Raw genomic sequence first — 26,014 nt, 5'->3', positions numbered from 1 at the left:
TGGCGGAACCCATGACGATCATGGTCACATTGGTTCGCCCGGCTTATGGATTGCACGCGTACGCGACGGTAACGTGCCGCGGACTGGGGTCGGCGACGAGGCTGTGGCCGGACGTGATCGGCCCTGCACAGACTGTCCAGTGTGGAGGTGCGGAGAGCGTGAGTCCGGGTGCGATCATCGTCTGGGAACTGTTGGGCACGGCAGTGCTCCTGTTGCTGGGCAACGGCGTTGTGGCCAACGTCGTGCTGCGAAAGAACAACGGCTTTCAAGCCGGAACCCTGTTCATCACCTTCGGGTGGGCCTTCGGCGTGTTCGCCGGCGCCAGCCTCGCCGCGCCGACCGGCGCGCACCTGAACCCGGCGGTCACCCTCGGGCTGGCCATTTCGGGCAAGGTTTCGTGGGCGGACGTGCCGTTCTACCTGATCGGCGAAATGCTCGGCGCGATTCTCGGCGCCGTGCTGTGCTGGCTGACCTACAAACTGCAGTTCGACGACCATCCGAATCCGGAGGAGACGCTCGGCATTTTCTCCACCGCCCCGCAGATCCGGAACAAGGCGTGGAACCTGGTGACCGAGGTCATCGGCACCTTCGTGCTGGTCGGCTGGATCCTGCTGACGCCGGCGTTCAAGACCGCCTCGGACGGGACGCCGACCTTCGGCAACACCGCGCTCGGCTACGCCGGGGTGTCGTTCGTCGTGCTGGTGATCGGTATTTCTCTCGGCGGGCCGACCGGCTACGCCATCAACCCGGCCCGCGACCTCGGCCCGCGGATCGCGTACGCGTTCCTGCTGCCGATCAAGGGCAAGCGCGACCCGGACTGGAACTACTCGTGGGTGCCGGTCCTCGGTCCGCTCCTCGGCGCCGCGCTGGCGGCGCTGGTGTACCTGGCCGTGCACAACCTGACCTGATCCAGCTTTCCGGAGGGAATCCATGACTTCGTATGTCGCCGCGATCGACCAGGGCACCACGTCGACGCGTTGCATGATCTTCGACCACTCCGGCCGTGTCGTCGCGGTCGACCAGCGCGAGCACGAGCAGATCTTCCCGAAGGCGGGCTGGGTCGAGCACAACGCCGAGGAGATCTGGGAAAACACCCGGGCGGTCGCGGCGGGCGCGCTCGCCAAGGCCGACCTGCGGCCGACCGACATCGCCGCGGTGGGCATCACGAACCAGCGCGAGACGGCGCTCGTGTGGGACCGCAAGACCGGGAAGCCGGTGTACAACGCGATTGTCTGGCAGGACACCCGCACCGACAAGATCGCCGGCGAACTGGGCGCGCTCGGCGGCGGCCAGGAGCGCTACCGCGAGAAGACCGGGCTCCCGCTCGCGACGTACTTCTCCGGCCCGAAGATCAAGTGGATCCTCGACAACGTCGAGGGCGCACGGGCCAGGGCCGAGGCGGGCGATCTGGTGTTCGGCAACATGGACACCTGGGTGCTGTGGAACATGACCGGCGGCACCGACGGCGGCGTGCACGTGACGGACCCGACGAACGCGTCGCGCACGCTGCTGATGGACCTCGACACCCTGCAGTGGGACGAGGACATCGCGGCGGAGATGGGGATCCCGCTGTCGATGCTGCCGGAGATCCGGTCGTCGTCGGAGGTGTACGGCAAGGTCCGCCCGCGCGGGGCCCTCGCGGAAGTGCCGATCGCGGGCATCCTCGGCGACCAGCAGGCGGCGACGTTCGGCCAGGCGTGCCTTTCGCCGGGCGAAGCCAAGAACACCTACGGCACCGGCAACTTCGTGCTGCTGAACACCGGCACCGAGAAGGTCCTGTCGGAAAACGGCCTGCTCACGACGGTCTGCTACAAGATCGGCTCGAACGACACGGTGTACGCACTGGAGGGCTCGGTCGCGGTCACCGGTTCGCTCGTGCAGTGGCTGCGGGACAACCTGGGGTTGATCTCGTCGGCGGCCCAGATCGAGGAATTCGCCCGAACGGTCGACGACAACGGCGGCGCGTACTTCGTGCCCGCGTTCTCGGGCCTGTTCGCCCCGTACTGGCGCTCCGACGCCCGCGGCGCGATCGTCGGCCTGACCCGGTTCGTGAACAAGGGCCACATCTCGCGCGCGGTCCTGGAGGCGACGGCGTTCCAGTCGCGAGAGGTGATCGACGCGATGAACGCCGACTCGGGTGTCCCGCTGAAGTCGCTCAAGGTCGACGGCGGGATGGTCGTGAACGAACTGCTGATGCAGTTCCAGGCGGACATCCTGGGCGTGCCGGTGATCCGCCCGGTGGTGAACGAAACGACGGCCCTGGGAGCGGCTTACGCGGCGGGGCTGGCGGTCGGGTTCTGGGAGTCGGAGGACGACATCCGGACCAACTGGGCCAAGGACAAGCAGTGGGACCCGTCGATGGACGAGTCGCGGCGGGAGAAGGAATACCGGAACTGGAAGAAGGCGGTGACGAAGACCTTCGACTGGGTGGAGGACTGATCCTTCCGGTCTGAGGTGGGGCGTGCTTGAGCTTTCTGGTGGGCTCCGCCGCCGCAACGGTGTGCGGCTTGGCTGGCCGATGATCGTGAGGGGAACCCTGGGGGAATCTGATTCCGTCAGGGTTCCCCTCACGTACTTCTGACCCACGCTGCCGACTCCACCGAACGCGCCGACCTCGCCACCGATCCCGCCGCGAATGTGCACAGCGCAGCCCGACACCGCCGAACTCAGCTCAGGCTGGCACCGGGCAGAGTCCCGCCCGACAACCGCAAGCCGCACCAAACCGGCCCGCCCAACTCAGCGCAGCCACGCGACCCTGCCCAGTCCGGCCCACCACCGCACAGCCGCAAGGCCCTGCCGAGTCCGGCAACACGGCCTCGCACTGCACAGCCACACGGCCATGCCCGCCGCACAACACAGCCCAGCTCAGCACAGCCGCCCCGCCCGGTCCGGCAACACGGCCTGACACCGCACAGCCACACGGCCCTGTCCGCCGGACAACACGGCCCAGCGCAGCACAAGCCACGCGGCTCTGCCCAGTCCGGCAACACGGCGGCCTGCCACTGCGCAGGCACTGCCCTGCCCAGTCCGGCAACACGGCCTCGCACCGCACAACCACACGGCCATGCCCGCCGGGCCACACGGCCCAGCGCAGCACAGCCACACCGCGCGGCACCGCCCAGTCCGGCGACACGGCCCGGCACCGCACAGTCCGCCGCCCCGCCGGTCCCCCGCCTCACCGGTCAGCCAACTCGGCCAACCCGCCCCGGCGGGGGCTCACATCACCCTGGCCCCAACCGTCACCCCCACCCCTCCTGCGTCCCGGACTGCGAGTTCGGTGCCATCAGCGAAAACCCCGCCCCCTGGTCATCCATCGCGATCACCATCCGGCCGTGTGGGGTGTCCGTCGGAGGGCTCACCACCGTTCCGCCCAGGTCCGGGATTCGCGCTGCTGCCTCGTCCGCGTCGGCGGTCCAGAAGTACGTCACCCAACCAGGCGATGCCTGGCTGTCCGCGGCCAGCCCGCCAAGGCCACCGACCGGCCGCCCGTCGACGTCCAGCGTTGCGTAGGTGAAGCCTGGCCCGGACATGTCGCCGAAGCCGTATCCGAACACGTCGCCGTAGAACTGCTTGGCCGCGGCGAAATCCCGGGTCATGCATTCGTTCCACGCGGGAGCCCCTGGCGTCAGCGTCGCCTGCGTGCCGGAGTGCCTGCCTGGCTGCCACAGGCCGAACGTCGCTCCGGTCGGGTCGGTCGCGATGGCCATCCTGCCTTCGGTCAGGACGTCCATCGGCGGTGCGATGACCTGACCGCCTGCTTCGGCGATCGCGGCTGCCGTCTTGTCCACATCGGACACTGACAGGTACGTCGTCCACATCGGCGGCATGCCTGCCTGCTCCGGCGGGATCTGCCCGATGCCCGCGACCGGCTTGCCGTCGATCTGCGCCATTCCGTAATAACCGGTCTCCGGGCCGCCGGATTCGACTGTCCAGCCGAGCAGCGACTCGTAGAACGTGACCGCCTTGTCGCGGTCAGGCACCATCAAGTCGCCCCAGCACGGTGTGCCCGCGGGCCACGGTTCTGTCCTGGTGATCATGCGTGCCTCCCAGAATTGTGCCAACCGCCACAGTGTCGCACCGGGCACCGACAAAATCGGGGGCGTCTTGTTCAATGCGCGGGGTCACTGCCCGCCGTTCACCAGATGGGCGTACACGATGATGTTGTCCACATAGCTGTGCTCGGCCCGGTCGAACGCGCCGCCGCAGGTGATCAAACGCAGTTCCGGGTCCGAAGTGTCCCCGTACACCGCGTCGGTCGGGAAGACGTCCTTCGGCACCTGGTCCACTTTGGTCACCTCGAAGTGCGCGGTGGTGCCGTCGCGGCGGGCGATATCGACGTCGTCTCCCGGCTTCATTTCCTTGAGCCGGTAGAAGATCCCCTTTTGCTTGTTCCCGTCGACGTGTCCGAGCACGACCGCGGGGCCGACCTCGCCGGGCGTCGGGCCGTTTTCGTACCAGCCTGCCTGCAAGGGTTTGCTGACCGGCGGAACCTGTACCGAATTGTCGGGATTGAGGCCGAGCGGCACGAGACTGGAATGCGCGTCGATGCTCGGGATGTCCAGCGAGACCGGCTCCGATTTCGGCATCGCCGCCGACGCAACCGAGGCAACCGGCGGAGCGCTGGAAGCGGGTGCGGCGGTCGTCGCACCGACCGAGCAGCCGGCCAGCAGCGCGGCGAGCGCGACGGACGCCGCGGCGAGTGTCTTCCTCATCATTTTCCCCCGATCCGCCCGGGCCTGGCCGCGGGAAAAGCAGCCAGGCCCAGGAGACTAGTCAGCCACGCTGGCGACGACGCGCCACCACGAACCCGGTGCCGCCGAGGGCCAGCACGCCCATCGCGCCCGCCGCGAGCGGGAGGCCGAGGTCCGACTGGTTGTCCGCGACCGGACCGTCCGTGCCGCCGGTCTGCGGCGCGCCGGACGGGACCTGGCTGACCTGCTTAGGCGTGGGCGTCGGCTTCGGGACGGGCTTCGCGCCCAGCACGGTGAACTTCGTGGCGATGTCGCCGCTGCCGCAGGAGAACGAAACCTTGTACGTACCGGGCTTCACACCGTTGCGGACGGTCGCGGTGCCCTGCGAGACCGGAGCCTTCGACGGGTCGCCCTGCGGACCGACCGGGTGCAGCTTGCCGAACTGCAACGCGGCCGAGCTCAGGTTCTTGATTTGCGAGGCCTCGCAGCCGACGCGCACCGTGACGCGGTCCCCGGCGTGGCCGGACGACGGCAGCACCCGGATGAAGGCCTTCGGCACGCCGCCGCTGTCGCCAGGCGGTTCCTCCGGCGTCGAGGAAGGCGGAGCGGTGGTGGTGCTCGACGGAGGCGGCGTGGTGGACGTTTCAGCGGCGAAAGCCGGTGCTGCCGAAAGCATTCCGGCGGCGACCAGAGCGGAGAAAACAACGGTACGCTTCATGACACTCCCCTTGATGAAAATACGATTCCCGCCGCGCACGGGCAGCGGCGAATCCGCGTCCGGCCGGCAGTTCCCCCTGCGGCCCGGGCGTTTTCGTTCCGACAACCACCAAGACGCCTTCGCCGGGCGCGGGGTTGCCCCGGACACGAAAAAACCGCCGGAAACAATTTCCCGGCGGTTTTTCGAAGCATGGATGATTAGCCGGCGAGGCTCCCGTCGCCCGCTTTCGCCGCGCCCTGGGGCACCCGCGACACCTGCGCGGCGGGCACGGTGAACGTCGCGTTGTACTGCTTCCCGGCGCACGTGACGGTGAGCGGATAACTGCCGGGTTTGGTGCCAGGCACCAGGTTCGCGTGCGCGCTCATCGTGGCCTTCACGCCGACCATCTCGCCGTAGAAGTACTGAGAGAACTGCAGCGCGGGCGAGCTGAACGCCGCCGTGCCCGCCTTGGCCCCCGGGCAGTAGGCGAACGCCACGTTCGGGTCCGAGCCGCGCTGGTAGGCGTTCACCTGGCCGTGCAGCACCGCGGTGTCCTGGTTCAGCTGCACCGTCACCGGATCGGGGGCCGGACCGTCCGCCGCCACCGCCGGGACCGCTGTCCCGGCCAAACCGATCGCCGCCGCCACCGCGAAAATCGCGCTCTTGCGCACCCTTGTTCCTTCCCCGTGCCACACGTCCTCAACCCGCTAGACGCGGTGTGCGGCACGGGGTTGCCCGGCCGGGAAAAATCAGTCCAGATCGTCGTGCCGCATGAGCTGACGGCCCGCTTCGGTGATCGATCCGGACAGCGACGGGTACACCGAGAACGTGAGCGCCAGGTGGTCCACCGTCAGCTGGTTCTGCACGGCCAGCGCGATCGGCAGGATCAGCTCGCTCGCCGACGGCGCGACCACGACACCGCCGACCACCACACCGGTAGCCGGGCGGCAGAACAGCTTCACGAAACCGCGGCGCAGGCCTTCCATCTTCGCGCGCGCGTTGGTCGCCAGCGGCAGCATGATCGTGCGCGCGGGCACCTCGCCGGAGTCGATCGCCTGCTGGCTGATGCCGACGGTCGCGATTTCCGGGTGGGTGAACACGTTCGCCGCGACCGTCTTGAGCTTGATCGGCGCGACGCCCTCGCCCAGCGCGTGCCACATCGCGATGCGGCCCTGCATGCTCGCCACGGACGCGAGCATCAGCACACCGGTGCAGTCACCCGCCGCGTACACACCGGGGACGCTCGTGCGCGACACCCGGTCCACCGCGATGAAGCCGCCGGGGCCGGGCTCGATGCCGACGCGGTCGAGACCGATGTCGGCGGTGTTCGGGATGGACCCGACGGTCATCAGCGCGTGGCTCGCCTCGATCACGCGACCGTCGGCCAGGTGAACTTCGACGCCCTTCTCGGTGCGCTCGACGCGTTCCGCACGGGCCTGCTTGGCCACCGTGGTGCCGCGCTGTGTGAAGACCTCTTCGAGCACCGCGGCGGCGTCGGCGTCCTCGTGCGGCAGCACGCGGTCGCGGCTGGACACGACGGTGACCTTCACGCCCATCTCGGTGTACGCGGACGCGAACTCGGCGCCGGTGACGCCGGAACCGATCACCGCGAGGTGTTCGGGCAGCTCAGTGAGGTCGTACAGCTGACGCCAGTCCAGGATCCGCTCGCCGTCCGGCACCGCGCCGGGCAGCACGCGCGGGGTCGCGCCGGTGGCGATCAGCACGACGTCGGCGGACAGCGATTCGACCGTGCCGTCGGAGTGCGTGACTTCCACCGTGTGGGTGGCCAGACCCGGCTCGTCGTCGGCGAACCGGGCTTCCGCGGTGATCACGCGGACGCCCTCGCGCTGCACGCGGGCACGGATGTCGGCCGACTGCGCGAGCGCCAGGCCTTTCACTCGCCCGTGGACAGTCGGCAGGTCGACGGTGGTGTCCGCCATGTCGGTGTTGATGCCGAGTTCGCCGAGGTCGTGCATCTTCGCGAGCGCACCGGACGAGGCGATGAACGTCTTCGAGGGCACGCAGTCGTAAAGGACACAGGCGCCGCCCAGGCCGTCCCGCTCGACGATCGTCACGTCGGCGCCGTGCTGCGCCGCGACCAAGGCGGCTTCGTAGCCCGCCGGGCCGCCACCCATGATCACGATCCTGGTCACCGGGGTCCTCCTATGTACGCGTGCTTGGCGGTGGTCCTGACCCTACGCGGCGAACCTGACCGGCAAGCGAAGTGCCCGGACACGGCATGTGCATCCGATCGTGCGACGGATGGGTCGCTAGGCTGTGCCGCGTGCCGTTGTATGCCGCTTACGGATCCAACATGGAGCCCGCCCAGATGCTGGAGCGCGCCCCGCACTCGCCCATGGCGGGCACCGGCTGGCTGGAAGGCTGGCGGCTGACCTTCGGCGGCGAGGACATCGGGTGGGAAGGCGCGCTGGCCACCATCGTCGAGGACCCGTCGTCGCGGGTGTTCGTGGTGATCTACGACGTGACCGCGCTCGACGAGGAACGGCTCGACCGCTGGGAAGGCGGCGAGCTGGGGATGCACACGAAGATCCGGCTGCGGGTCCAGACGATGGACGGCTCGGTGCTGGCCTGGCTGTACGTCCTGGACGCCTACGAGGGCGGGCTGCCCTCGGCGCGCTATCTCGGGGTGCTGGCGGACGCCGCGGAGGCGGCCGGGGCCCCGGCGGATTACGTGGACGATCTGCGCACCCGGCCGTGCACCGGGATCAGCGGCTGACGTTCGCTCCGACTTACTGTCCGTGAAGGGCTCCTTGCGGGAATCTGATTCCCGCAAGGAGCCCTTCACGGACCTTCAGCCGTTCGATGGACGAACCACCGCGGCCGCTTCGACCTCGTCGCGGGCTGCCCGAAACGCTCGTTTCCGGAGTCATCCACACCCGCGGTAGCAGAGGGCCGAAAGTTGTCCCCAACGGTGTCGCCCTGTGGATAACTCCGTGCGACCGGGCGGTCCGCGGCCTCGCTGGACAGCCGCCCAATACCACACGGCAGAGGCTCACCCACACGGGCATCCAGCACCGCAGAGCGCAGGAAAAATAGCAGCGCGTCACCAAAAATGACGGCAGAAATCAGGTCAGCGAAGCACCGCGAGCGGCCCCGGATTCCACCAAAGCCGTTGCGACACAACACGAAATCCACCACCGGCCGCCATCGGCCCACCACCACACTTGGGCAGCACAAAAGTCCGAAATGACTCTCGGTAAACGGGTCGCAGCAGAGGCGTCCGCGGTCTAGACCACGCCGCGTAATCCCCCGCTGACACCCCCGCACGAGGGGTACCTCTCACCCGCCTGAGTTATCCACATCGGCGCGCCGCCTGTGGATAACTCAGGCCAGCGAGGCCAGTGCGGTGTGCACCAAAGTGCGGACTCCGACGAGCAGCGCGCGCTCGTCGAGGACGAACGTCGGGCGATGGATGTCGGCCTGCGGAGCGGGCGGACCGGACCACACGCCGAGCCGGGCGAAGGCCCCGCCGACGTGCTCCAGGTACCAGCCGAAGTCCTCGCCGCCGGACGACTGTTCCGTCCCGGCCAGCCCCGTTTCGCCGACCGCCGCCTCGACGCCGGCGCGCATCAGCGCGGTCGACTCGGCGTCAGAGACCACGGGCGGCACGCCGCGCCGGTAGTCGAGCGAGAAGCCCACGCCGGTCGGGGCCAGCAGCGATTCCACCGAGGACGCGACGAGCGGCTCCAGCGCCTTCCACACCTCGTGGTCGGCGGTCCGCAGCGTGCCGCGCAGGACGCCGTCCTGCGGGACCGCGTTCGCGGCCTGTCCGGCGTGCACCGCGCCCCACACCAGCACCGTGCCGGACCGGGGGTCGACGCGCCGGGACAGCACCGACGGCAGCGACGTGATAACCGTGCCCAGCGCGTACACCAGGTCAGCGGTGAGATGCGGCCGCGACGTGTGCCCGCCGGGCGAGGTGAGGCGCAGTTCGATCAGGTCGGCGGCGGACGTCAGCGCGCCGACCCGGGTGCCGACCTTGCCCGCTTCGAGCCGCGGGTCGCAGTGCAGGCCGTAGATCCGCTCGACGCCCTCCAGCGCACCCGCGGCGATCATGTCCAGCGCGCCGCCGGGCATGACCTCCTCGGCGGGCTGGAAGATCAGCCGCACGCGGCCGGGCAACTCGGGCGCGCCGGCGAGGGCGCGACCGGCGCCGAGCAGGATCGCGGTGTGCGCGTCGTGGCCGCACATGTGCGCCGCGCCGTCGGTGGTGGAGGAGTACGGCAGGCCGGTGTCCTCGGTCAGCGGCAGCGCGTCGATGTCCGCGCGCAGCGCCACGCAGCGCTCGCCCTTGCCGATGTCGCACACCACGCCGGTGCCGCCGGGCAGCACCCACGGCTTGAGGCCGACGCGCCGCAGCAGCGAGACGATCAGCTCGGTCGTCGCGAACTCGTTGCGCGACAGCTCGGGGTGGGCATGGATGTGCCGCCGCCACGCGAGCACGTCCGTCGCGTTCGCGCGCAGCCAGTCGTCCAGCCAGAACGGGCCGCGGCCCGCGCCAAGGTCTTCCACCGGAGCCATGCTGACGCCGGCTTCGGTCAGCAGCGCGCCGGGCGCCGCGATCGGGTTGTGGTCACCTGGAACGTCCGGCCGTGAATCCAGCACCGTCACGCCGCACCTCCTCCCGCAACACGAGCGCAGGGGAACACGCAACGTGCCGATCGATCTGTCTTACGCATTGGAGTCGATCGTGCACCATGCAGGTGGCAAGCGGCGGTGCGCTGCCGTTCGACCAAGACGGCCGGTAGCGGATCTGCGGCGAACGGCTGACGAAGTTCGGCGTGGGTGAACGCCGGAAAGCTCAGCCGCCTTGGGCCTTGCGGCGCTTGATGCGGTGGCGGCGGCCGAAGAACACGATGGCGAGCAGCACCACCGCGGCCCCGCCCGCGATGAGGTTCTTCTTCGTCTTGTCGGCGTTGGCCTTGTCGGTCTGGGAGGGGTCCAGCACCGGTCCCGGCGGGGCCTGGCGGAACCCGTTCACCTGCGTGATCGCCGTCTCAGCCGCCACGGTGACCGACGCCGGAGCCGGGGTCGCCGCGGACGCCGCCGCGGGCAGCACTCCGGTGAGCAGCACGCCGAGCAGACCGGCCAGCAGCAGTCCCCGCACCTTCGCCATGACTTCCCTTCTACGCCGTCACCGTGCATTGTGCCTGTCGAGGAGCGGGCGCGTCAGCCGCCACGCGGTGGAGGCGCGTCCGCTCGCCTCGTGCTGACGACCGTCGAGCGCAACAAGCCCCGAAGACGGGCAAAAGACACTTGCGCGGACAGCGTTTTCCCTTCTTGGACGACGTTCAAGAAGAGGGCTCGGCGAACGCGGCCAAGATCCGCTGCGCGGCCAGCGTGGCGGTGAGTTCTCCGTCGCGCACCGCCCGTTCCACGTCGGCTACCTGCGCGCGGACCGCCGGATGCGCGGTGAGCCGGTCGAGCAGCTGCTCGCGGACCATCGACCACGTCCAGTCGACCTGCTGGCGTTTGCGCCGCTCGCCAAGATCACCCGATTCGGTGAGCACCTCGCGGTGCTTCCCGATCGCCGCCCACACCTCGTCGAGGCCGCTGCCCTCGAGCCCGCTGCACGTGAGCACCGGCGGCGTCCAGAGCGCGTCCTTGCCGTAGATCATCCGCAGCGCGCCCTGCAGTTCGCGGGCGGCGCGCTTGGCATCGCGTTCGTGCGGGCCGTCGGCCTTGTTCACGGCGATCACGTCGGCGAGTTCCAGCACGCCCTTTTTGATGCCCTGCAACTGGTCGCCGGTGCGCGCGAGGGTCAGGAAGAGGAAGCAGTCGACCATGTTCGCCACGGTCACCTCGGACTGCCCGACCCCGACCGTCTCCACCAGCACGACGTCGAAGCCGGCCGCCTCCATCAGCACGATCGTCTCGCGGGTGGCGCGGGCGACGCCGCCGAGCGTGCCGGACGTCGGCGACGGCCGGATGAACGCCTTCGGGTCTACCGCGAGGCGCGCCATCCGGGTCTTGTCGCCGAGGATCGACCCGCCGGTGCGGGTCGAGGACGGGTCGACGGCGAGCACCGCGACCCGGTGCCCGGCCGTCGTGAGGTCGGTGCCGAGCTGGTCGATAAATGTCGACTTGCCGACTCCGGGCACGCCGGTGATGCCGACGCGTTTCGCGCCGCCGGCGTGCGGGAGGAGCTCGACGAGCAGTTCCTGCGCTTGCCGCCGGTGGTCCTCACGATGCGATTCGACCAGCGTGATGGCTTTGGACAGGGTCCCCCGGTCGCCCGCGAGCACGCCCTTCGCGTATTCGCCGACGTCGATCCGCCGCGGCAAGGTTCAGGACTCCTGCGCGGCCAGCTGCTGGAGCAGGTCGATCGCGGCGTCCGCGAGCACCGTGCCCGGGCCGAAGATCGCCGCCGCTCCTGCTTCGCGCAGCTCGGGGTAGTCCTGCGGCGGGATCACGCCGCCGACCACGACCATGATGTCCTCGCGGCCCAACTCGGCCAGCTCGTGGCGCAGCGCGGGCACCAGCGACAGGTGCCCGGCGGCCAGCGAGGACACGCCGATCACGTGCACGTCCGCTTCCGACGCCTGGCGGGCGACCTCGGCCGGGGTGGAGAACAGCGGGCCGACGTCGACGTCGAAGCCGAGGTCGGCGAAGCCGGTGGCGATGACCTTCTGGCCGCGGTCGTGGCCGTCCTGGCCCATTTTCGCGACGAGGATCCGCGGACGGCGGCCTTCCTCTTCAGCGAATTTGTCGACGAGCTCGCGGGCCTTCTCGACGTTGTCCGACTTCCCCACCTCTTCCCGGTACACGCCGGAGATCGTGCGGATCTGGCCGGAGTGGCGGCCCCAGTTCTTCTCCAGGGCGTCGGAGATCTCGCCGACAGTGGCCTTCGCGCGCGCGGCGTTGATGGCCAGCTCGAGCAGGTTGCCGTTGTTCTGCGCGCCTTCGGTGAGGCGGCGCAGCGCGTCCTCGGTGGCCTGCGGGTCGCGCTCTTCGCGCAGCCGACGCAGCTTCTCGAGCTGCTGCGCGCGTACGCCCGCGTTGTCGACCTTCAGCACGTCGATCTGCTCGTCGTCGGTGACCTGGTACTTGTTCACGCCGATGACCGGCTGTCGTCCCGAGTCGATGCGCGCCTGCGTACGCGCAGCCGCCTCTTCGATACGCAGCTTCGGGATGCCTTCGTCAATCGCGCGCGCCATGCCGCCCGCGCCCTCGACTTCGGTGATGTGGCCCCACGCCTTGCGCGCGAGGTCGTAGGTGAGCTTCTCGACGAACGCGCTGCCGCCCCACGGGTCGATGACGCGCGTAGTGCCGGATTCCTGCTGCAGCAACAGCTGAGTGTTGCGCGCGATCCGCGCGGAGAAGTCGGTGGGCAGCGCGAGCGCTTCGTCGAGAGCGTTGGTGTGCAACGACTGCGTGTGCCCCTGGGTGGCAGCCATCGCCTCGACGCACGTACGCGTGACGTTGTTGAAGACGTCCTGCGCGGTGAGAGACCAGCCTGACGTCTGGGAGTGCGTACGCAGCGACAGCGACTTCTGTGACTTCGGATCGAACTGCTTCACCAGCTTCGCCCACAGCAGGCGCGCGGCACGCAGCTTCGCGACCTCCATGAAGAAGTTCATGCCGATGGCCCAGAAGAACGACAGCCGCGGCGCGAACTTGTCGACGTCCAGCCCGGCTTCGACGCCCGCGCGGATGTACTCGACGCCGTCCGCGAGGGTGTACGCCAGCTCCAGGTCGGCGGTCGCTCCGGCTTCCTGCATGTGGTAGCCGGAGATGGAGATCGAGTTGTACTTCGGCATGTGCTGCGAGGTGTAGCCGAAGATGTCGGAGATGATCCGCATCGAGGGCTGCGGCGGGTAGATGTAGGTGTTGCGGACCATGAACTCCTTGAGGATGTCGTTCTGGATGGTCCCCGCGAGCTGCTCCGGCTTCACCCCCTGCTCCTCGGCCGCGACCACGTAGAGCGCGAGCACCGGCAGCACCGCGCCGTTCATCGTCATCGAGACGGACATCTTGTCCAGCGGGATGCCGTCGAACAGCTGGCGCATGTCGTAGATCGAGTCGATCGCCACGCCCGCCATGCCGACGTCGCCGGACACGCGCGGGTGGTCGGAGTCGTAGCCGCGGTGGGTGGCGAGGTCGAACGCGACCGACAGGCCCTTCTGCCCGGCTGCGAGGTTGCGGCGGTAGAAGGCGTTCGACTCCTGCGCGGTGGAGAACCCGGCGTACTGGCGGATCGTCCAGGGCTGGTTGACGTACATCGTCGGGTACGGCCCGCGCAGGTACGGGGCGATGCCCGGGTAGGTGCCGAGGAAGTCCACATCGGACAGATCGGCGGCGGTGTAGACCGGCTTCACGCCGATGCCCTCGGGGGTTTCCCAGGCCAGCGCGTCCGGGCCCTTGCCGGTGGCGTCCTGGACGGCCTGCGCCCACGCGGCGCGGTCACCGGGCTCGGGAGTGCCGAGGGGAATGTCGGCGAAATTCGGGATGCTCATGCGGAGACTCCCAGCTGTGCGTGGAGGCTGGTCAGGATTTCGAGCGCGTCGCACCCGGCGTACAGGTTGCCGTTGATTCCTTCGTAGGTTCCCTTGCCCGCCAACAGAACACTGTTCGCGCCGAGCGACGCCGCGACGGAGGCGGCCTGTTCCTCGTACGCCGCGTCCGTGCCGCACACGCAGGCGACCTTCGCGCCGCTCTCGCGGAACGCACCGGGCAGATCGTCGGTCGCGCCGGGGTTCACCGCTTCGACGCCACCCGCCTGGAGCAGGTTCGTCGCGAAGGACGCGCGGGCGGTGTGCGCGGCGACCGGACCCAGCGTGGCCAGGAAAACCTTCGGCCGTTCGCCGTGCTTGGCGAGGTACGCGTCGGACGCGTCGCGCAGTTTCTCGTACTCCTCGGCGTACCGGTGTCGCGGGAGTCCGCCGTCCACAGTGGACGGGAGCGGTTCGCGGGAGACCGGCTTTTCGTCCAGGTTCGGGAACTCGCTGACACCGGTGAGCGGATCGCGCCGGGTGGCGAGGCGGCTCGCGCGCTTCGCCCAGGTCTCGGCGAGCCGTCCGGCCAGCGCACCGGAAGCCAGCTCGGCCTCGATGCCGCCCGCCGCCTCGATCGCGGTGAACTCGCGCCACGCGGCTTCGGCGAGTTCGTCGGTGAGCTTCTCGACGTACCAGGAGCCGCCCGCCGGGTCGATCACGCTGCCCAGCTTCGACTCTTCGATGAGGATCGCGTTGGTGTTGCGGGCGATCCGTGAGGAAAACGCGTCCGGCAGGCCGATCGCCGCGTCGAACGGCAGCACGGTGACCGCGTCCGCGCCGCCGACCCCGGCCGCGAAACAGGCGACGGTCGTGCGCAGCATGTTCACCCACGGGTCGCGCTGGGTGAACATCGACGGCGACGTGACCGCGTGCTGGTGCATCCCGCGCGCTTCCGCGGCCGCACCGGAGACTTCGAGGACCCGGTCCCACAGCCGGCGCGCGGCGCGGAACTTGGCGATGGTGAGGAACTGGTCCGCGGTCGCGGCGAGCCGGAACTCGATCTGCGCGGCCGCCGCGGCGACGTCCAGACCCGCCTCGGTGAGCGCGCGCAGATAAGCGACGCCGGCCGCGATCGTCGCGCCGAGTTCCTGCGCGTCCGAGCCGCCTGCCTCGTGAAACGGCAGCCCGTCGGCGACGATCGTGCGGACCTTGGGGTACTTAGGGGCAACCTTCGCGGCCAATTCGGCGGCCGGGCCGAGCGGGAGAGAGTGCCCGGTGCGCGCCGAGGTACCGAGCGGGTCCGCACCCAGCGTGCCGACGGCTTCGCTGGCCGGGACCTCGCGCTCGGCGAAGAGGTCGAGCAGCGCCTGAGCAGCGGTTTCGTACTCCGCACCGGCGTCGAGGAGGACCGGCGCGAGACCGACGTAGACCTCGTTCAGCGCGTCCGCGAGCGCGGAAATCGGGAGCGAACCCTCGCCGAGCCGCAGCCACACCGAGGACGCGCCGCCTTCGAGGTCGGCGAGGATCGCCGCGTTCGCCGCCCGGGCGTCTTCGCGCTGGTGACGGACCCGGATGTCCCACCCGGTGTCGACGACGCCCTCCGGCCGGGCCCCGCGCACGAACGGCGGCAGCCCCGGGAAGCCGAGGTCGCCGCCCGCGTCTTCGGCCGTGTATAGCGGCTGGATTTCGATGCCGTCGTAGGTGCGGGAGACGAGCTTGCTCTCCGGCGCACCCGCGAAATCCTCCGGGAGCCTGCCGCTCTTGCGCAGCACTCCCGCCACCAGCTCCTGCCACTGGGCGCGGTCCGCGGTCGGGAACTCCGCCGCGAGCGCGAGCCCGGGCTCGGAAGTCGGCGCCGACTCCGGACCAGCCACGTTCGTCATACCCAGTGATGGTAGAGGCAGGCCACCACCCGCACCTGTGACTCTGCTCGCCCCCCGTACGGGTGAACTCAGGGGTAGCGGTGCTGGGTCGAAGAGTGTCGGCGGGGTGGGCCACAATCATGGGGTGCCCTCGGAGAACAGCGACCAGGACCAGCCCGGCAACACCGACAGCACCGGCTCCGCGAACGCCGAGCCGTCGACCGGCGGCGACCAGCCGCGGGTAGTCGCCGGGCGCTACCGGCTGCGGTCGGTTCTGGGGTCGGGGTCGATGGGCACGGTCTGGTCGGCTTACGACGAGTTCCTGCACCGCCCGGTCGCGGTCAAGGAGATGAAGGTGCCGCCGGGCATCCCGGCCGAACAGGCGGACGAACTGCGCGAGCGCACGCTCCGCGAAGCCCGGGCGATCGCGGTGCTGTCGCATCCGAACGTCATCACGCTGCACGACGTCGCGCGCGAGAACGACGCCCCGTTCGTCGTGATGGAGCTGCTGCCGTCGCGCAGCCTCGCGCACCTGCTGCGCGACCACGGCCCCCTGACGGTCGAACAGGCCGCCGCGGTGGGCATCGCGGTAGCCGCCGCCCTCGAAGCGGCTCACGAAGCAGGCATCACGCACCGCGACGTGAAGCCGGGCAACGTCCTGGTGGCCAGCGACGGCCGGATCAAGCTCACCGACTTCGGCATCGCCCGCAACGTCTCCGAAGCCACCATGACCAGGACCGGCATCATGCTCGGTTCGCCCGCCTACATCTCGCCGGAGGTCGCGTCCGGCGGCGCGGTCACCCCCAACGCGGACCTGTGGGGCCTCGGCGCGACGCTGTTCGCCGCCGTCGAAGGCGCACCCCCGTACGACGCGGACGGCGACCCGCTGGAAACCGTCGGCAAGGTCGTGAACGGCAAGGTCCCGCGCCCGAAGCCGGGCCCGCTGGCCGACGTCATCGCCGCGTTGATGAAGAAGGAGCCGGAAAAGCGGATCTCCCTGCGCGAGGTGCGCCACCGGCTGTACCCGAAGCAGACCAAGGCCACGGTGGACCTGTTCGGCCCCGAACTGTTCCGCACGCCGGACGGCAAGAAAACCGCCGCACACCTGGACGCCACCGACACCCAGGTCATCAAGACGGTCGCCCCGAAACCGGACTCGCCGGAGCAGCCCGCCGCACTCGCCGCGGACCCCGGCCCCCTGCCGTTCATGCGCTCGGGAAACACTGGCTCCGCCCCGGCCTTCACTCCCGCTCCCCCGCTGCCTCCACCGCCGCCGCTGCCCGCCCCGCTGCCGCCGCCACCCCCACGCCGCAGCGGCAAGGCGACTGCGATGCTGGCAGTCGCCTCCATGGTCCTGTTCGCCCTGGCCTGCGGCGGCGGTTTCGCATTGGCCCGGGTGGTGAGCGGCCAGAACCTGCTGCCGCCACAAGGCGTGGAAACCGGAACACTGGCGACCGCGGGCACAGTCGGCGGTTCGTCGGAGCCGCTGAAGCTGATCCCCCAGCACGCCAACGCAAGCTCGACGGCAAACGTCACGCGCGACAGCGAATACACCCTTTCCGTGCCCGAAGGATGGAAACGCTTCATCGCGTCCCGGAAATCCACTTTCGGCACCTCAACGGTAGTCCAGTACGTTTCCCCGGACGGCCGCCAATCCCTGCGCCTGGAACGAATCCCGAACTTCTACGAGAAGTATTCCATCGGCGACGCAATGACCGCACTGCGCTCCTCGGGTTCGCCGGATTCCTTCAACTTCACCCGCGAGCCAGTGCAAACGCCCAACGGCACTGAGGTCATGTTCCGCGCAGTAGAACGAGCACAAACCCGCTCCGCCAACCCAGACGCGGTCATCACCCGAGCCACCTACGCCCTGATCAAACAATCAGAAAACACCCTGTGGCTGCTTTCCCTGACAGTGCCAGCAGAACAAGAAGACACCGGCTCCGCCACTTTTGACCAAATAGCCCCGACCCTGTCTTTCCCCGCGGCCTCGTAAACCGCAGCCCTGCACAAACAATCGAGGCACCCACACCGCCCCCAACCCCGATACGAAGCTCATCTGCGGTTCGGGGGTGCTTGTCAAGGCATCTTTCCCGCCTTGACAAGCACCCCCGAACCGTCAGCACAATAAAACTTCGGGGTGGCGGGCCCCACTCCGAGCGCAATGTCGCCGCCAGGCGACGAGGCGTCCGGCCCCCAGAAGAATTTCACCCCTCCGAATACCTCCGCCCAGTCTCCGCAGCCTGAGCCAACCTCCGAAACCCCTCGAACAACCGATCCCCCAAAACAGTCCCCACCACCGCCGCCTCAACCATCCGATCCATGGACACCCCCGCCTCAAGAGTGTCCAAATCAGCCTCCGCGATCCGATCGGCAATTTCCGCATAACGCCCGATCTGATCCAGCAACGGCTGATGCCCCAGCGCACGAATCGTGCACACGGTCCCCACCAGCAAATCCGCCACCGGATTATCCGGCCCGAACTTCCACCCGTGCTTCCGAGCGAGCGAAGACAACAACTCCATCGCCCACTCGCGATCCTCGTCCGAAACCTCCACCGCGGACCCGGTCAACGCCCGCTGCATCACCCCGAGCACGCTGTACGCGGCCCGGTCCGAATCGACCGCCGCCACGACCTCCCGCACGGTCGCCACGGACAACCCGCCGACCTCGACCAGCGCCCGGATCAGCTTCAGCCGCCGCACGTGCTCCTCGCCGTAGCGAGCCTGGTTCGGACTGGTCCGCTCCCCGGCCGGGAGCAGCCCCTCCCGCAGGTAGTACTTGATCGTCGCCACCGGAATCCCGGACTCGGCGCTCAGCTCTGCCATCCGCACCCGCACGACCCTAACTTCCGGGAAAAACCCTGAGGACTTCTCAGCATGGATAGCTTAACTTCCCATAGTGGAGAGCATCACTATCCATACTGGGAGGACCTTATGACCACCACCGTCGACCCGCCCGCGGCGACGTTGCCCACTGCCCGGATGCGCACGTGGCACCGGCCTTCGCTGTGGTTCGCCGCGGCGATGGGCGTCGCGACGGTGCTGACCGTCGCGGCGATGCTGATCGACCACCGGACCCTGCTCGGCGCGCCGGTGTGGGCGAAGCCGTTCAAGTTCGCCGTGTCCGGCGGGCTCTACTACTTCACCTGGAGCTGGCTCGTCTCGCTGCTGAACGGCCGGTTGCGCAAGGTCGCGAACGTCGCCACGACCGTCTCCGTCGTGCTATTCGCCGCCGAGTACGTGGCGATGGCCTTCCAAGCGGCCCGCGCCCGGCCGAGCCACTTCGCGAACACGTCCCCGTTCGACGCCGCGCTGTTCCAGGCCATGGGGGTCATGGTCGCGGGGCTCTGGCTCGCCACGCTCGTCGTCACCGTGCTGCTCATGTTCACCCGGATCGAAGACCGCGCGGTGTACTGGGCGGTGCGCACCAGCGCGGTCCTCGCGCTGATCGGCGCGGGCCTCGGCGCGACCATGACCCGGCCGACCCCGATCGAACGCGCCGAGATCAAAGCCACCGGGCATTCCGACCTCATCGGCGCGCACAGCGTCGGCGTCGCGGACGGCGGCCCCGGTCTTCCGCTGCTCGGCTGGAGCACCACCGGCGGTGACCTGCGCATCGCGCACTTCATCGGCCTGCACGCGCTGCAAGCGTTGCCGCTCTTGGCGTTCGGGCTCGCGGTGCTCGCGACGCGACTGCCCCGGCTGCGCGAAAGCGCGGTGCGCGTGCGGCTGGTGTGGACGGGTTCGGTCGGCTACGCGGGGCTCGTCGGCTTGATCCTGTGGCAGGCCGAACGCGGCGAGCCGCTCATCCACCCGAGCGGCACGACGCTGGCCGCCGCCGGGCTGCTCGTCGGCGTGATCGCGGTGGCTGCCGCGGCGTCGGTGCTGGTGCCGGCCAGGAAGGCGGTCCGGTGAGCGACCTGACCGTCTTCGCCTGGACGTTCCCGGTCGCGGTTCCGTTCTGGGCGCTGATGATCTTCCTGCCCGGCTGGCGCGGCACTCGCCGGATCCTGGCGTCGCCGTGGGTGCCGCTGCTGCCGCTGGTCTGGTACTTCGTGCTGGCGATCCCGCACTTCGGCGAACTGTGGCACGCGATGCAACGGCCGGATCTCGGTGTCCTGCAAGGATTCCTGAGCACACCGTACGGGGCCGCGCTGGTCTGGGCGCACCTGATCGCGTTCGACCTGTTCATCGCGCGCTGGATGTTCTTCGAGGCGCGCACGCACCGGATCCCGTGGTGGATCGTCAGCCCGCTGCTCCTGCTGACGATCTTCCTGTCACCGTTCGGCCTGGTCGCGTTCCTCGCTGTGCGCAGCGCCCGGATACGCTCGGCGGCATGAGCAACCTGGAGGAGGCGGCCGCGGCCGTCATCGCCGAGCGCACCGGCGTCGAGAAACACGACATCGCCGTGGTGCTGGGTTCGGGCTGGCGTCCGGCCGCGGACGTGATCGGAACCGCCGACGCGGAGATCCCGTTCGGCGAGCTGCCGGGCTTCACCCCGCCCGGCGCGGTCGGCCACGGCGGCACGGTGCGGTCACTGCGGATCGGCGACAAGCGCGCGCTGGTCCTGCTCGGCCGTACGCATTTCTACGAGGGCAAGGGCATCGACCCGGTCGTGCAGAACGTGCGCACGGCCGCGGCGGCGGGCGCACGGACGGTGCTGCTCACCAACGCGGCGGGCGGGCTGCGCGCGGGCATGAACGTCGGGCAGCCGGTGCTGATCGCCGACCACCTCAACCTGACCGCGCGCTCGCCGATCGTCGGCGCGAACTTCGTCGACCTGACCGACCTCTACGCCAAGCGCCTGCGCGACCTGGCGCGGGAGATCGACGATTCGCTCGAGGAGGGCGTGTACGCGGGCCTGCCGGGGCCGCACTTCGAGACGCCCGCCGAGATCCGGATGCTGCGCACCATGGGCGCGGACCTGGTCGGCATGTCGACCGTGCTGGAGGCGATCGCCGCCCGCGCGGCCGGGCTCGAGGTGTTCGGGCTGTCGCTGGTCACGAACCTGGCCGCGGGCATGACCGGCGAACCGCTCAACCACGAGGAAGTCCTCGAGGCCGGACGGCAGTCGGCGACGCGGATGGGTTCGCTGCTGAAGGAGCTCGTCACCCGCGCGTGAGCTCCGGCTAGCGCCCCAATGCCACATTGGGTGCGTCACATGCACCCAATGTGGCATTGGGTGCGTCACATGCACCCAATGCCACATTGGGGCGCAAGCAACTCAGGCGTACCGCGGCAACTGCGCCGCCACTTCCTCCGGCGAAGGCATCCCCGCGACCTCCTCCGCCAGCCCGCGCACGGCGTCCGCCACTGCGCTGTCGGCCAGCAACCGACCGGCCGTCTCGCGGACCGCGTCTGTCGTCAGTTCGTCGCCGACCAGCTTCGCGCCCACGCCCGCGGCGACCACGGCGTCCGCGTTGGTGAACTGGTCCGCGCCCTGCGGCAGCAGCAACTGCGGCACCCCCGCGGCGAACCCGCCCAGCGTGGTTCCGCTGCCGCCGTGGTGGACCACCAGATCGACGTGCGGCAGCAGTTGCGACTGCGGCACCCATGCCTCCAGTCGCACGTTCGACGGCACCTCGCCGAGCGCCTCGACGTCGACCGCCGGGCCGGTGGCCACCAGCACGTCCGCGTCGAGCGCGGCCAGTCCGTGCAAGGCCGAGGTCAGCAGGTGCGCCTGGCTGGCTCCGGTGGTGCCGAGCGTCAGGTACAGCAGCGGGCGGCCGCGGTCCCGGCCTTCGACGCCGGACGGCAGATCGCCCGGTTCGCTCCAGCCGACCGGGCGCAGCGGCACCCGCTGGGCTCCGGCGAGGAACGCAGGCGCCTGCACCGACGGCGGGCAGATGTCCACGAACGGCTGGCCCCAGAAAAGCTTGCTGCTTCCGGTGAGGCCGAGCTCGGCGGCGAACGCGTCGATCTGCTCGGTGATGTGCTCCATCGGGCCGCCGCCGGACACCCGGCCGAAACCGTGCCCGATCGCCGGGATCCCCGCCTGATGCGCGGCGAACGCGCCGCCCGGATTGCCCATTTCGTACACGACCAGGTCCGGTTTCCGCTCGGCGAGCACCGCGGCGAGGTCGGTCATGAACCGGGTGGGCAGCAGCCTGCCGAACGCCTTGCCGATCGCCTCGTTCAGCTCGGCTTCCGGGACCTCGTAGCGGCTGCGGGTGTCACCTGCGAAGAGGAGGTTGAACGCCTCCTGCAGCGTCAACCCGGCGGCGACGGCTTCGAGCCCGGCCTTCTCCAGCGTGGGATGGAAGTCGGATGCGGTCGCGTAAAGCACCTCGTGGCCGGCGTCGCGCGCGGCGGAGGCTAGCGGCAGCAACGGATAAAGGTGCCCGTAAGACGCGAGGGACGTGAAAAGAATGCGCACTCCCCGAGCGTATCGTCAGCCACCACCCAATATCCGGATCCGCGTAAGCTGGCCCGGGTGTCCGACAGCCTCGATTCCCGCCTCCGCGATTCCGTCTACCACTGGATCACCGACGACCCGGATCCGGCCTCGCGCGAGGAACTGACCGCCGCCCTCGCCCGCGCGATGGGCAAGGAGCCCGGCGCGATCGAGGAGATCGCCGACCGGATGGCCGGACCGCTGGAGTTCGGGACCGCGGGCCTGCGCGGGCCGGTGCGCGCGGGACCGAACGGGATGAACGTCGCGGTCGTCACGCGGACCACCGCGGGCGTCGCGGCCTGGCTCGCCGCACAGGGGCACGCGGGCGGCGTCGTCGTGATCGGCCGCGACGCGCGGCACGGGTCGGAGGCGTTCGCCACCGCCGCCGCCGAAGTGCTGACCGCCGCCGGGTTCGCGGTGAAGGTGCTGCCGCAGCCGTTGCCGACGCCGTTGCTGGCGTTCTCCGTGCTGCATTACGGAGCGGTCGCCGGGATCCAGATCACCGCGTCGCACAACCCGCCCGCGGACAACGGGTACAAGCTTTACGACGCCACCGGCGGGCAGATCGTGCCGCCGTCCGACGGCGAGATCGAGCGCGCGATCCAGTCCGCCCCGGCCACCCGGAGCATCCCGCGCACGCCCGGCGCCGAGGTCGTCGACCCGCGCGAGGCGTACCTCGCCGCGGTCGGCGCGCTGCCGCGGGGCACGACACGCGAACTGCGGATCGCCGCGACGGCGCTGCACGGCGTCGGCGCGGAAACTCTCCAGGCCGCGCTGTCCCGGGCCGGATTCACTGACGTGCACCTGGTTTCCGAACAGTCCGAACCGGACGCGGACTTCCCCACCGTCTCGTTCCCGAACCCCGAGGAACCCGGCGCGACCGACCTCCTGCTGGCGCTGGCGTCCGAAGTGGACGCTGACCTCGCGGTGGCGCTCGACCCGGACGCCGACCGGTGCGCGCTCGGCGTCCGCGGCCCCGACGGCTGGCGGATGCTGCGCGGCGACGAGACCGGCGTCCTGCTCGGGGCGCACCTTCTGTCCACAACGGACAACCCGGATCCGTTGGTGGCCACCACGATCGTGTCCTCGTCGCTGCTCGGCGAGGTGGCCAAGGAAAAGGGCGCGCGCTACGCGGAAACGCTCACCGGGTTCAAGTGGCTGGTCCGCGCGGGCGAGGGCTTGGTGTTCGCGTATGAGGAAGCGCTCGGCCTGTGCGTGAACCCGAGCTTTGTTCGCGACAAGGACGGCATCGCCGCCGCGGTCGCGGGCGCGGACCTGGCCGCGACGCTCAAGGCCGAGGGCCGCACGCTGCTGCACGTTCTCGACGACATCGCGACCCGGCACGGCGTGCATCTCACCGATCAGGTGTCGTTGCGGGTCACCGATCTTTCCGTGCGCGGCCGCCTCATGACCGCCTTGCGCTCAGACCCGCCCGCCACGCTCGGCGGGGCGCCGGTGACGCTCGAAGACCTCCTGCCGGACGCCGACGTGCTCCGGCTGAGCGGCGACGGCGTGCGGGTCGTAGTGCGGCCGTCCGGCACGGAACCGAAACTGAAGGCGTACCTGCAAGTGGTGGCTCCGGTGACCGGGGAGCTCGCCGACGCGCGGCGCAGCGCGACGGAAGTGCTCGACGCGGTCCGCGAGGAGATCACCGCGCTGCTGCGCTGACGGGAGAACCATGCCAACGTTGCTGATCGTGCACCACACGCCGTCGCCGTCGATGCAGGCGATGTTCGAGGCCGCGCTCGCCGGCGCGAAGCATCCGGACATCGAGGGCGTCGACGTCGTCCGCCGCCCCGCGCTCGGCGCGACGGTGGCCGACGTGCTCGCCGCGGACGGCTACCTGCTGGGCACGCCGGCGAACCTCGGCAGCATGAGCGGAGCGTTGAAGCATTTCTTCGACACCGTGTACTACCCGTGCCTGGACGCGACGAAGGGCCGTCCGTTCGGGGCGTACGTGCACGGCAACAACGACACGTCCGGGACCGTGCGGCAACTCGACGCGATCACGACCGGGCTCGGCTGGACCCGCGTGGCCGAGCCCGTGCTCGTGACGGGCGAACCGGACAAAGCCGCGCTGGAAGCGGTGACCGAACTCGGCGGAACCCTTGCCGCGACGCTCATGTGAGCAGCGGCTGCTCCGCTGAGCGGGGCCAAAAGCCTTCCAGGGGAAAGTAAAGAGGCCTGTCACCGGAAGCCCTGGGGGTCGACCTCCGGCAACAGGCCAGGTCAAGGGTTCGCAACGAAGGCGATCAACCTCGACTACGCAAGGGTACTACAAAGAACCGATCATGACGACCCTGCAATGGCAACCAAGCGTGCTCGATTCAACTCCGAGGGCGCCGACCAGGACCGCGAAGCCCGGGAAACATGGATCCGGCAGCGGTTCGTGTCCCGGTCAGCGGACCACCGGCACCCCGACCGGCCCAACGGACCCGCCCGGGACTGTCCATTGTGGACAGCCGGAAACGGCGGCTGGTTCACCGGCAGCCGACTGCGGTGAGTGACGAAATCGCACCGGATCCGCCACTCGGCGGATAAAGAAGGCGGGCACCGGTCCGGAGACCGGCACCCGACTTGAGAAAAATCAGGCCGGCGAAACCATCGCCCGCACCGCGGCCGGGACATCGGCCACCGCGACCTGCTCCTGCTCACGCGTGGCCAGGCTCCGGACCGTCACCCGGCCGGCCGCCCAGTCCTCCTCGCCCACGATGACGACCGCCACCGCGCCCGCCTTGTCCGCGCGAGTGAGCTCCTTGCCCAGCTTGCGCAGCTCCAGCGGGGTCGACGTGCGCAGGCCCGCCTTGCGCAGCACCGTCGCGACGTCGCGAGCCGGGTCCGCCAGATCCTCGGTGACCGGGATGACCGCGACGTCGACCTCGCTGCGCGGCTGCGGCGTGAGGCCGTGCGTGTCGAGGAAGTCCATCAACGTCACGTCGCCCATGCCGAACCCGATGCCGGAGATCTGCTCCTTGGTGAACATCGAGGCGAGGTTGCTGTACCGGCCGCCGCCGAACAGCGCCCGGCGGTTCTGCGGCGAGGTGTCGAAGACCTCGAACACGGTCGACGTGTAGTACGCCAGCCCGCGCACGATCAGCGGCTCGTACCGGACCAGGCTCGCCGCGCTGCTGGACAGCACCTTGACCAGGTTCGACTCGGCCTTGACCTCCGCGGGCAGCTCGTCGAGCAGCGCCGGGCCCGCACCGAGGGTCTCGGCGAGCTTCTCGTACTGCTTGTCCGACAACCCGATCTCGGCGGCGCTCGCCGCGTGCTCCTCGGCCGAGGTCTTCTCCCACCGGTCGACGAGCGCGAACACCTGCGCCAGGTGGTCCGGCGAGATCCCGACGACGTCGGTGAGCGCCGAGGACAGCAGGTTCCGGTCGTTGACCCGCACCGCGAACATGTCCGGCGTCGCGCCGACCGCGCCCATCAGGTCGTGGATCAGCTCGAACATCTCGATCTCGCAGTTCGCGCTTTCCGAACCGAAGATGTCGGCGTTGATCTGCCAGTGCTCGCGGACGCGGCCGCGCTGCGGGCGCTCGTAGCGGTGGCAGTTCGGGTGGCTGTACCAGCGCACCGGGAACGACAGCGATTTCGCGTGGCCGGCGATCATCCGGGCCACCGAAGGCGTCATCTCCGGGCGCAGCGCGAGCCGCTCGCCGCCGCGCGTGGTGAGCGTGTACAGCTGCTGGTCGGCGATCTCCTGGCCGGACTTCCGCTCGTAGACCTCCGCCTGCTCCAGGATCGGGCCGTCGTAGCGGAGGTAGCCGTAGCGCTCCAGCACGTCGTAGAGATGGCCGAACACCTGCGTGCGGACGGACATTTCGGCGGGGAGGAAGTCTCGGGTCCCCTTGACAGGCGCAGTTGACAGGTATTCAGGCACGTCATCAAGCTTAACGACCCGGCGCCAGC

General features: G+C 69.7%; 22 protein-coding genes. 9 read left to right on the top strand and 13 right to left on the bottom strand.

Going from position 1 to position 26,014, the window contains the following annotated elements:
* The first annotated feature begins 158 nt into the window (after positions 1 to 158).
* Together WA670_RS39310 and glpK are read left to right on the top strand one after the other, a co-directional pair.
* A complete protein-coding gene (locus WA670_RS39310) occupies positions 159 to 908 on the top strand; it encodes an MIP/aquaporin family protein (protein WP_037816065.1) in 750 nt (249 codons plus the stop codon).
* Positions 909 to 930: 22 nt separating this feature from the next.
* Positions 931 to 2,439, top strand: coding sequence for a glycerol kinase GlpK (gene glpK, locus WA670_RS39305; protein WP_037816066.1), 1,509 nt, complete (start codon positions 931 to 933; stop codon positions 2,437 to 2,439).
* A gap of 800 nt (positions 2,440 to 3,239) precedes the next feature.
* Here the strand turns inward: glpK and WA670_RS39300 are convergent.
* The 5 genes from WA670_RS39300 to WA670_RS39280 all read right to left on the bottom strand — a co-directional run bounded on the left by WA670_RS39300 (position 3,240) and on the right by WA670_RS39280 (position 7,541).
* On the bottom strand, positions 3,240 to 4,037 hold the full coding sequence (locus WA670_RS39300; RefSeq protein WP_336161142.1) for a VOC family protein: 798 nt from the start codon (positions 4,035 to 4,037) through the stop codon (positions 3,240 to 3,242).
* An 84-nt stretch (positions 4,038 to 4,121) separates the two neighbouring features.
* A complete protein-coding gene (locus WA670_RS39295) occupies positions 4,122 to 4,715 on the bottom strand; it encodes a class F sortase (protein ID WP_336161141.1) in 594 nt (197 codons plus the stop codon).
* A gap of 58 nt (positions 4,716 to 4,773) precedes the next feature.
* Positions 4,774 to 5,409, bottom strand: coding sequence for a hypothetical protein (locus tag WA670_RS39290; RefSeq protein WP_336161140.1), 636 nt, complete (start codon positions 5,407 to 5,409; stop codon positions 4,774 to 4,776).
* A gap of 197 nt (positions 5,410 to 5,606) precedes the next feature.
* Positions 5,607 to 6,059, bottom strand: a complete 453-nt coding sequence (locus WA670_RS39285) for a hypothetical protein (protein WP_043831840.1) — start codon at positions 6,057 to 6,059, stop codon at positions 5,607 to 5,609.
* Positions 6,060 to 6,137: 78 nt separating this feature from the next.
* Positions 6,138 to 7,541, bottom strand: a complete 1,404-nt coding sequence (locus WA670_RS39280) for an NAD(P)H-quinone dehydrogenase (protein ID WP_037816072.1) — start codon at positions 7,539 to 7,541, stop codon at positions 6,138 to 6,140.
* 131 nt (positions 7,542 to 7,672) lie between these two features.
* On the opposite strand from WA670_RS39280, the gene WA670_RS39275 reads away from it, so the two are divergent.
* Positions 7,673 to 8,125: a gamma-glutamylcyclotransferase gene (locus tag WA670_RS39275; RefSeq protein WP_199817833.1), complete on the top strand. Its 453-nt coding sequence runs from the start codon at positions 7,673 to 7,675 to the stop codon at positions 8,123 to 8,125.
* 608 nt (positions 8,126 to 8,733) lie between these two features.
* On the opposite strand, the gene WA670_RS39270 is transcribed toward WA670_RS39275, so the two are convergent.
* The 5 genes from WA670_RS39270 to WA670_RS39250 form a co-directional block, all read right to left on the bottom strand.
* Positions 8,734 to 10,020, bottom strand: coding sequence for an amidohydrolase (locus WA670_RS39270; protein WP_037816075.1), 1,287 nt, complete (start codon positions 10,018 to 10,020; stop codon positions 8,734 to 8,736).
* A gap of 190 nt (positions 10,021 to 10,210) precedes the next feature.
* Positions 10,211 to 10,525, bottom strand: a complete 315-nt coding sequence (locus WA670_RS39265) for a hypothetical protein (RefSeq protein WP_037816076.1) — start codon at positions 10,523 to 10,525, stop codon at positions 10,211 to 10,213.
* 175 nt (positions 10,526 to 10,700) lie between these two features.
* Complete coding sequence (gene meaB, locus WA670_RS39260; protein ID WP_037816077.1) at positions 10,701 to 11,693, bottom strand: methylmalonyl Co-A mutase-associated GTPase MeaB; 993 nt, start codon at positions 11,691 to 11,693, stop codon at positions 10,701 to 10,703.
* 3 nt (positions 11,694 to 11,696) lie between these two features.
* Positions 11,697 to 13,865, bottom strand: coding sequence for a methylmalonyl-CoA mutase (scpA, locus tag WA670_RS39255; RefSeq protein WP_037816078.1), 2,169 nt, complete (start codon positions 13,863 to 13,865; stop codon positions 11,697 to 11,699).
* Positions 13,862 to 15,727: a methylmalonyl-CoA mutase subunit beta gene (locus tag WA670_RS39250; RefSeq protein WP_336161139.1), complete on the bottom strand. Its 1,866-nt coding sequence runs from the start codon at positions 15,725 to 15,727 to the stop codon at positions 13,862 to 13,864. Before WA670_RS39250 ends, scpA begins: the two co-directional genes overlap by 4 nt.
* Before the next feature lie 268 nt (positions 15,728 to 15,995).
* Here WA670_RS39250 and WA670_RS39245 point away from each other — a divergent pair, with 268 nt between their 5' ends.
* A complete protein-coding gene (locus WA670_RS39245) occupies positions 15,996 to 17,702 on the top strand; it encodes a serine/threonine-protein kinase (protein ID WP_051729197.1) in 1,707 nt (568 codons plus the stop codon).
* A gap of 211 nt (positions 17,703 to 17,913) precedes the next feature.
* On the opposite strand, the gene WA670_RS39240 is transcribed toward WA670_RS39245, so the two are convergent.
* Positions 17,914 to 18,534, bottom strand: a complete 621-nt coding sequence (locus WA670_RS39240; RefSeq protein ID WP_336161234.1) for a MerR family transcriptional regulator — start codon at positions 18,532 to 18,534, stop codon at positions 17,914 to 17,916.
* A gap of 108 nt (positions 18,535 to 18,642) precedes the next feature.
* Here WA670_RS39240 and WA670_RS39235 point away from each other — a divergent pair, with 108 nt between their 5' ends.
* From WA670_RS39235 to WA670_RS39225, 3 genes are read left to right on the top strand one after another with little or no spacing between them, the layout of a single operon-like run.
* Positions 18,643 to 19,623 (top strand): hypothetical protein, encoded by a 981-nt coding sequence (locus WA670_RS39235; protein WP_336161138.1) that lies wholly within the window; start codon positions 18,643 to 18,645, stop codon positions 19,621 to 19,623.
* Positions 19,620 to 20,048 carry an ABA4-like family protein gene (locus WA670_RS39230; RefSeq protein WP_134669304.1) on the top strand — a complete coding sequence of 143 codons (429 nt, stop codon included), beginning with the start codon at positions 19,620 to 19,622 and terminating at the stop codon, positions 20,046 to 20,048. Before WA670_RS39235 ends, WA670_RS39230 begins: the two co-directional genes overlap by 4 nt.
* On the top strand, positions 20,045 to 20,830 hold the full coding sequence (locus WA670_RS39225) for a purine-nucleoside phosphorylase (protein ID WP_043831834.1): 786 nt from the start codon (positions 20,045 to 20,047) through the stop codon (positions 20,828 to 20,830). The genes WA670_RS39230 and WA670_RS39225 overlap by 4 nt, the downstream gene beginning before the upstream one ends.
* Before the next feature lie 102 nt (positions 20,831 to 20,932).
* Here the strand turns inward: WA670_RS39225 and WA670_RS39220 are convergent, their stop codons facing one another.
* Positions 20,933 to 22,084: a glycosyltransferase gene (locus WA670_RS39220; protein WP_037816080.1), complete on the bottom strand. Its 1,152-nt coding sequence runs from the start codon at positions 22,082 to 22,084 to the stop codon at positions 20,933 to 20,935.
* A gap of 57 nt (positions 22,085 to 22,141) precedes the next feature.
* On the opposite strand from WA670_RS39220, the gene WA670_RS39215 reads away from it, so the two are divergent.
* Both WA670_RS39215 and WA670_RS39210 read left to right on the top strand, forming a co-directional pair.
* Positions 22,142 to 23,770: a phospho-sugar mutase gene (locus tag WA670_RS39215; protein WP_336161137.1), complete on the top strand. Its 1,629-nt coding sequence runs from the start codon at positions 22,142 to 22,144 to the stop codon at positions 23,768 to 23,770.
* A gap of 10 nt (positions 23,771 to 23,780) precedes the next feature.
* Positions 23,781 to 24,230, top strand: coding sequence for a flavodoxin family protein (locus WA670_RS39210; protein ID WP_009072659.1), 450 nt, complete (start codon positions 23,781 to 23,783; stop codon positions 24,228 to 24,230).
* 459 nt (positions 24,231 to 24,689) lie between these two features.
* Here the strand turns inward: WA670_RS39210 and hisS are convergent, their stop codons facing one another.
* Positions 24,690 to 25,985: a histidine--tRNA ligase gene (hisS, locus tag WA670_RS39205; RefSeq protein ID WP_037816082.1), complete on the bottom strand. Its 1,296-nt coding sequence runs from the start codon at positions 25,983 to 25,985 to the stop codon at positions 24,690 to 24,692.
* Between the last annotated feature and the right edge of the window lie 29 nt (positions 25,986 to 26,014).

The sequence above is a fragment of the Amycolatopsis sp. VC5-11 genome, from assembly GCF_037034185.1.
In the GTDB taxonomy this organism is placed as follows: domain Bacteria; phylum Actinomycetota; class Actinomycetes; order Mycobacteriales; family Pseudonocardiaceae; genus Amycolatopsis; species Amycolatopsis nivea.
Note: the sequence above shows the minus strand (reverse complement) of the source record. Positions and strands in the feature narration are given on the sequence as shown.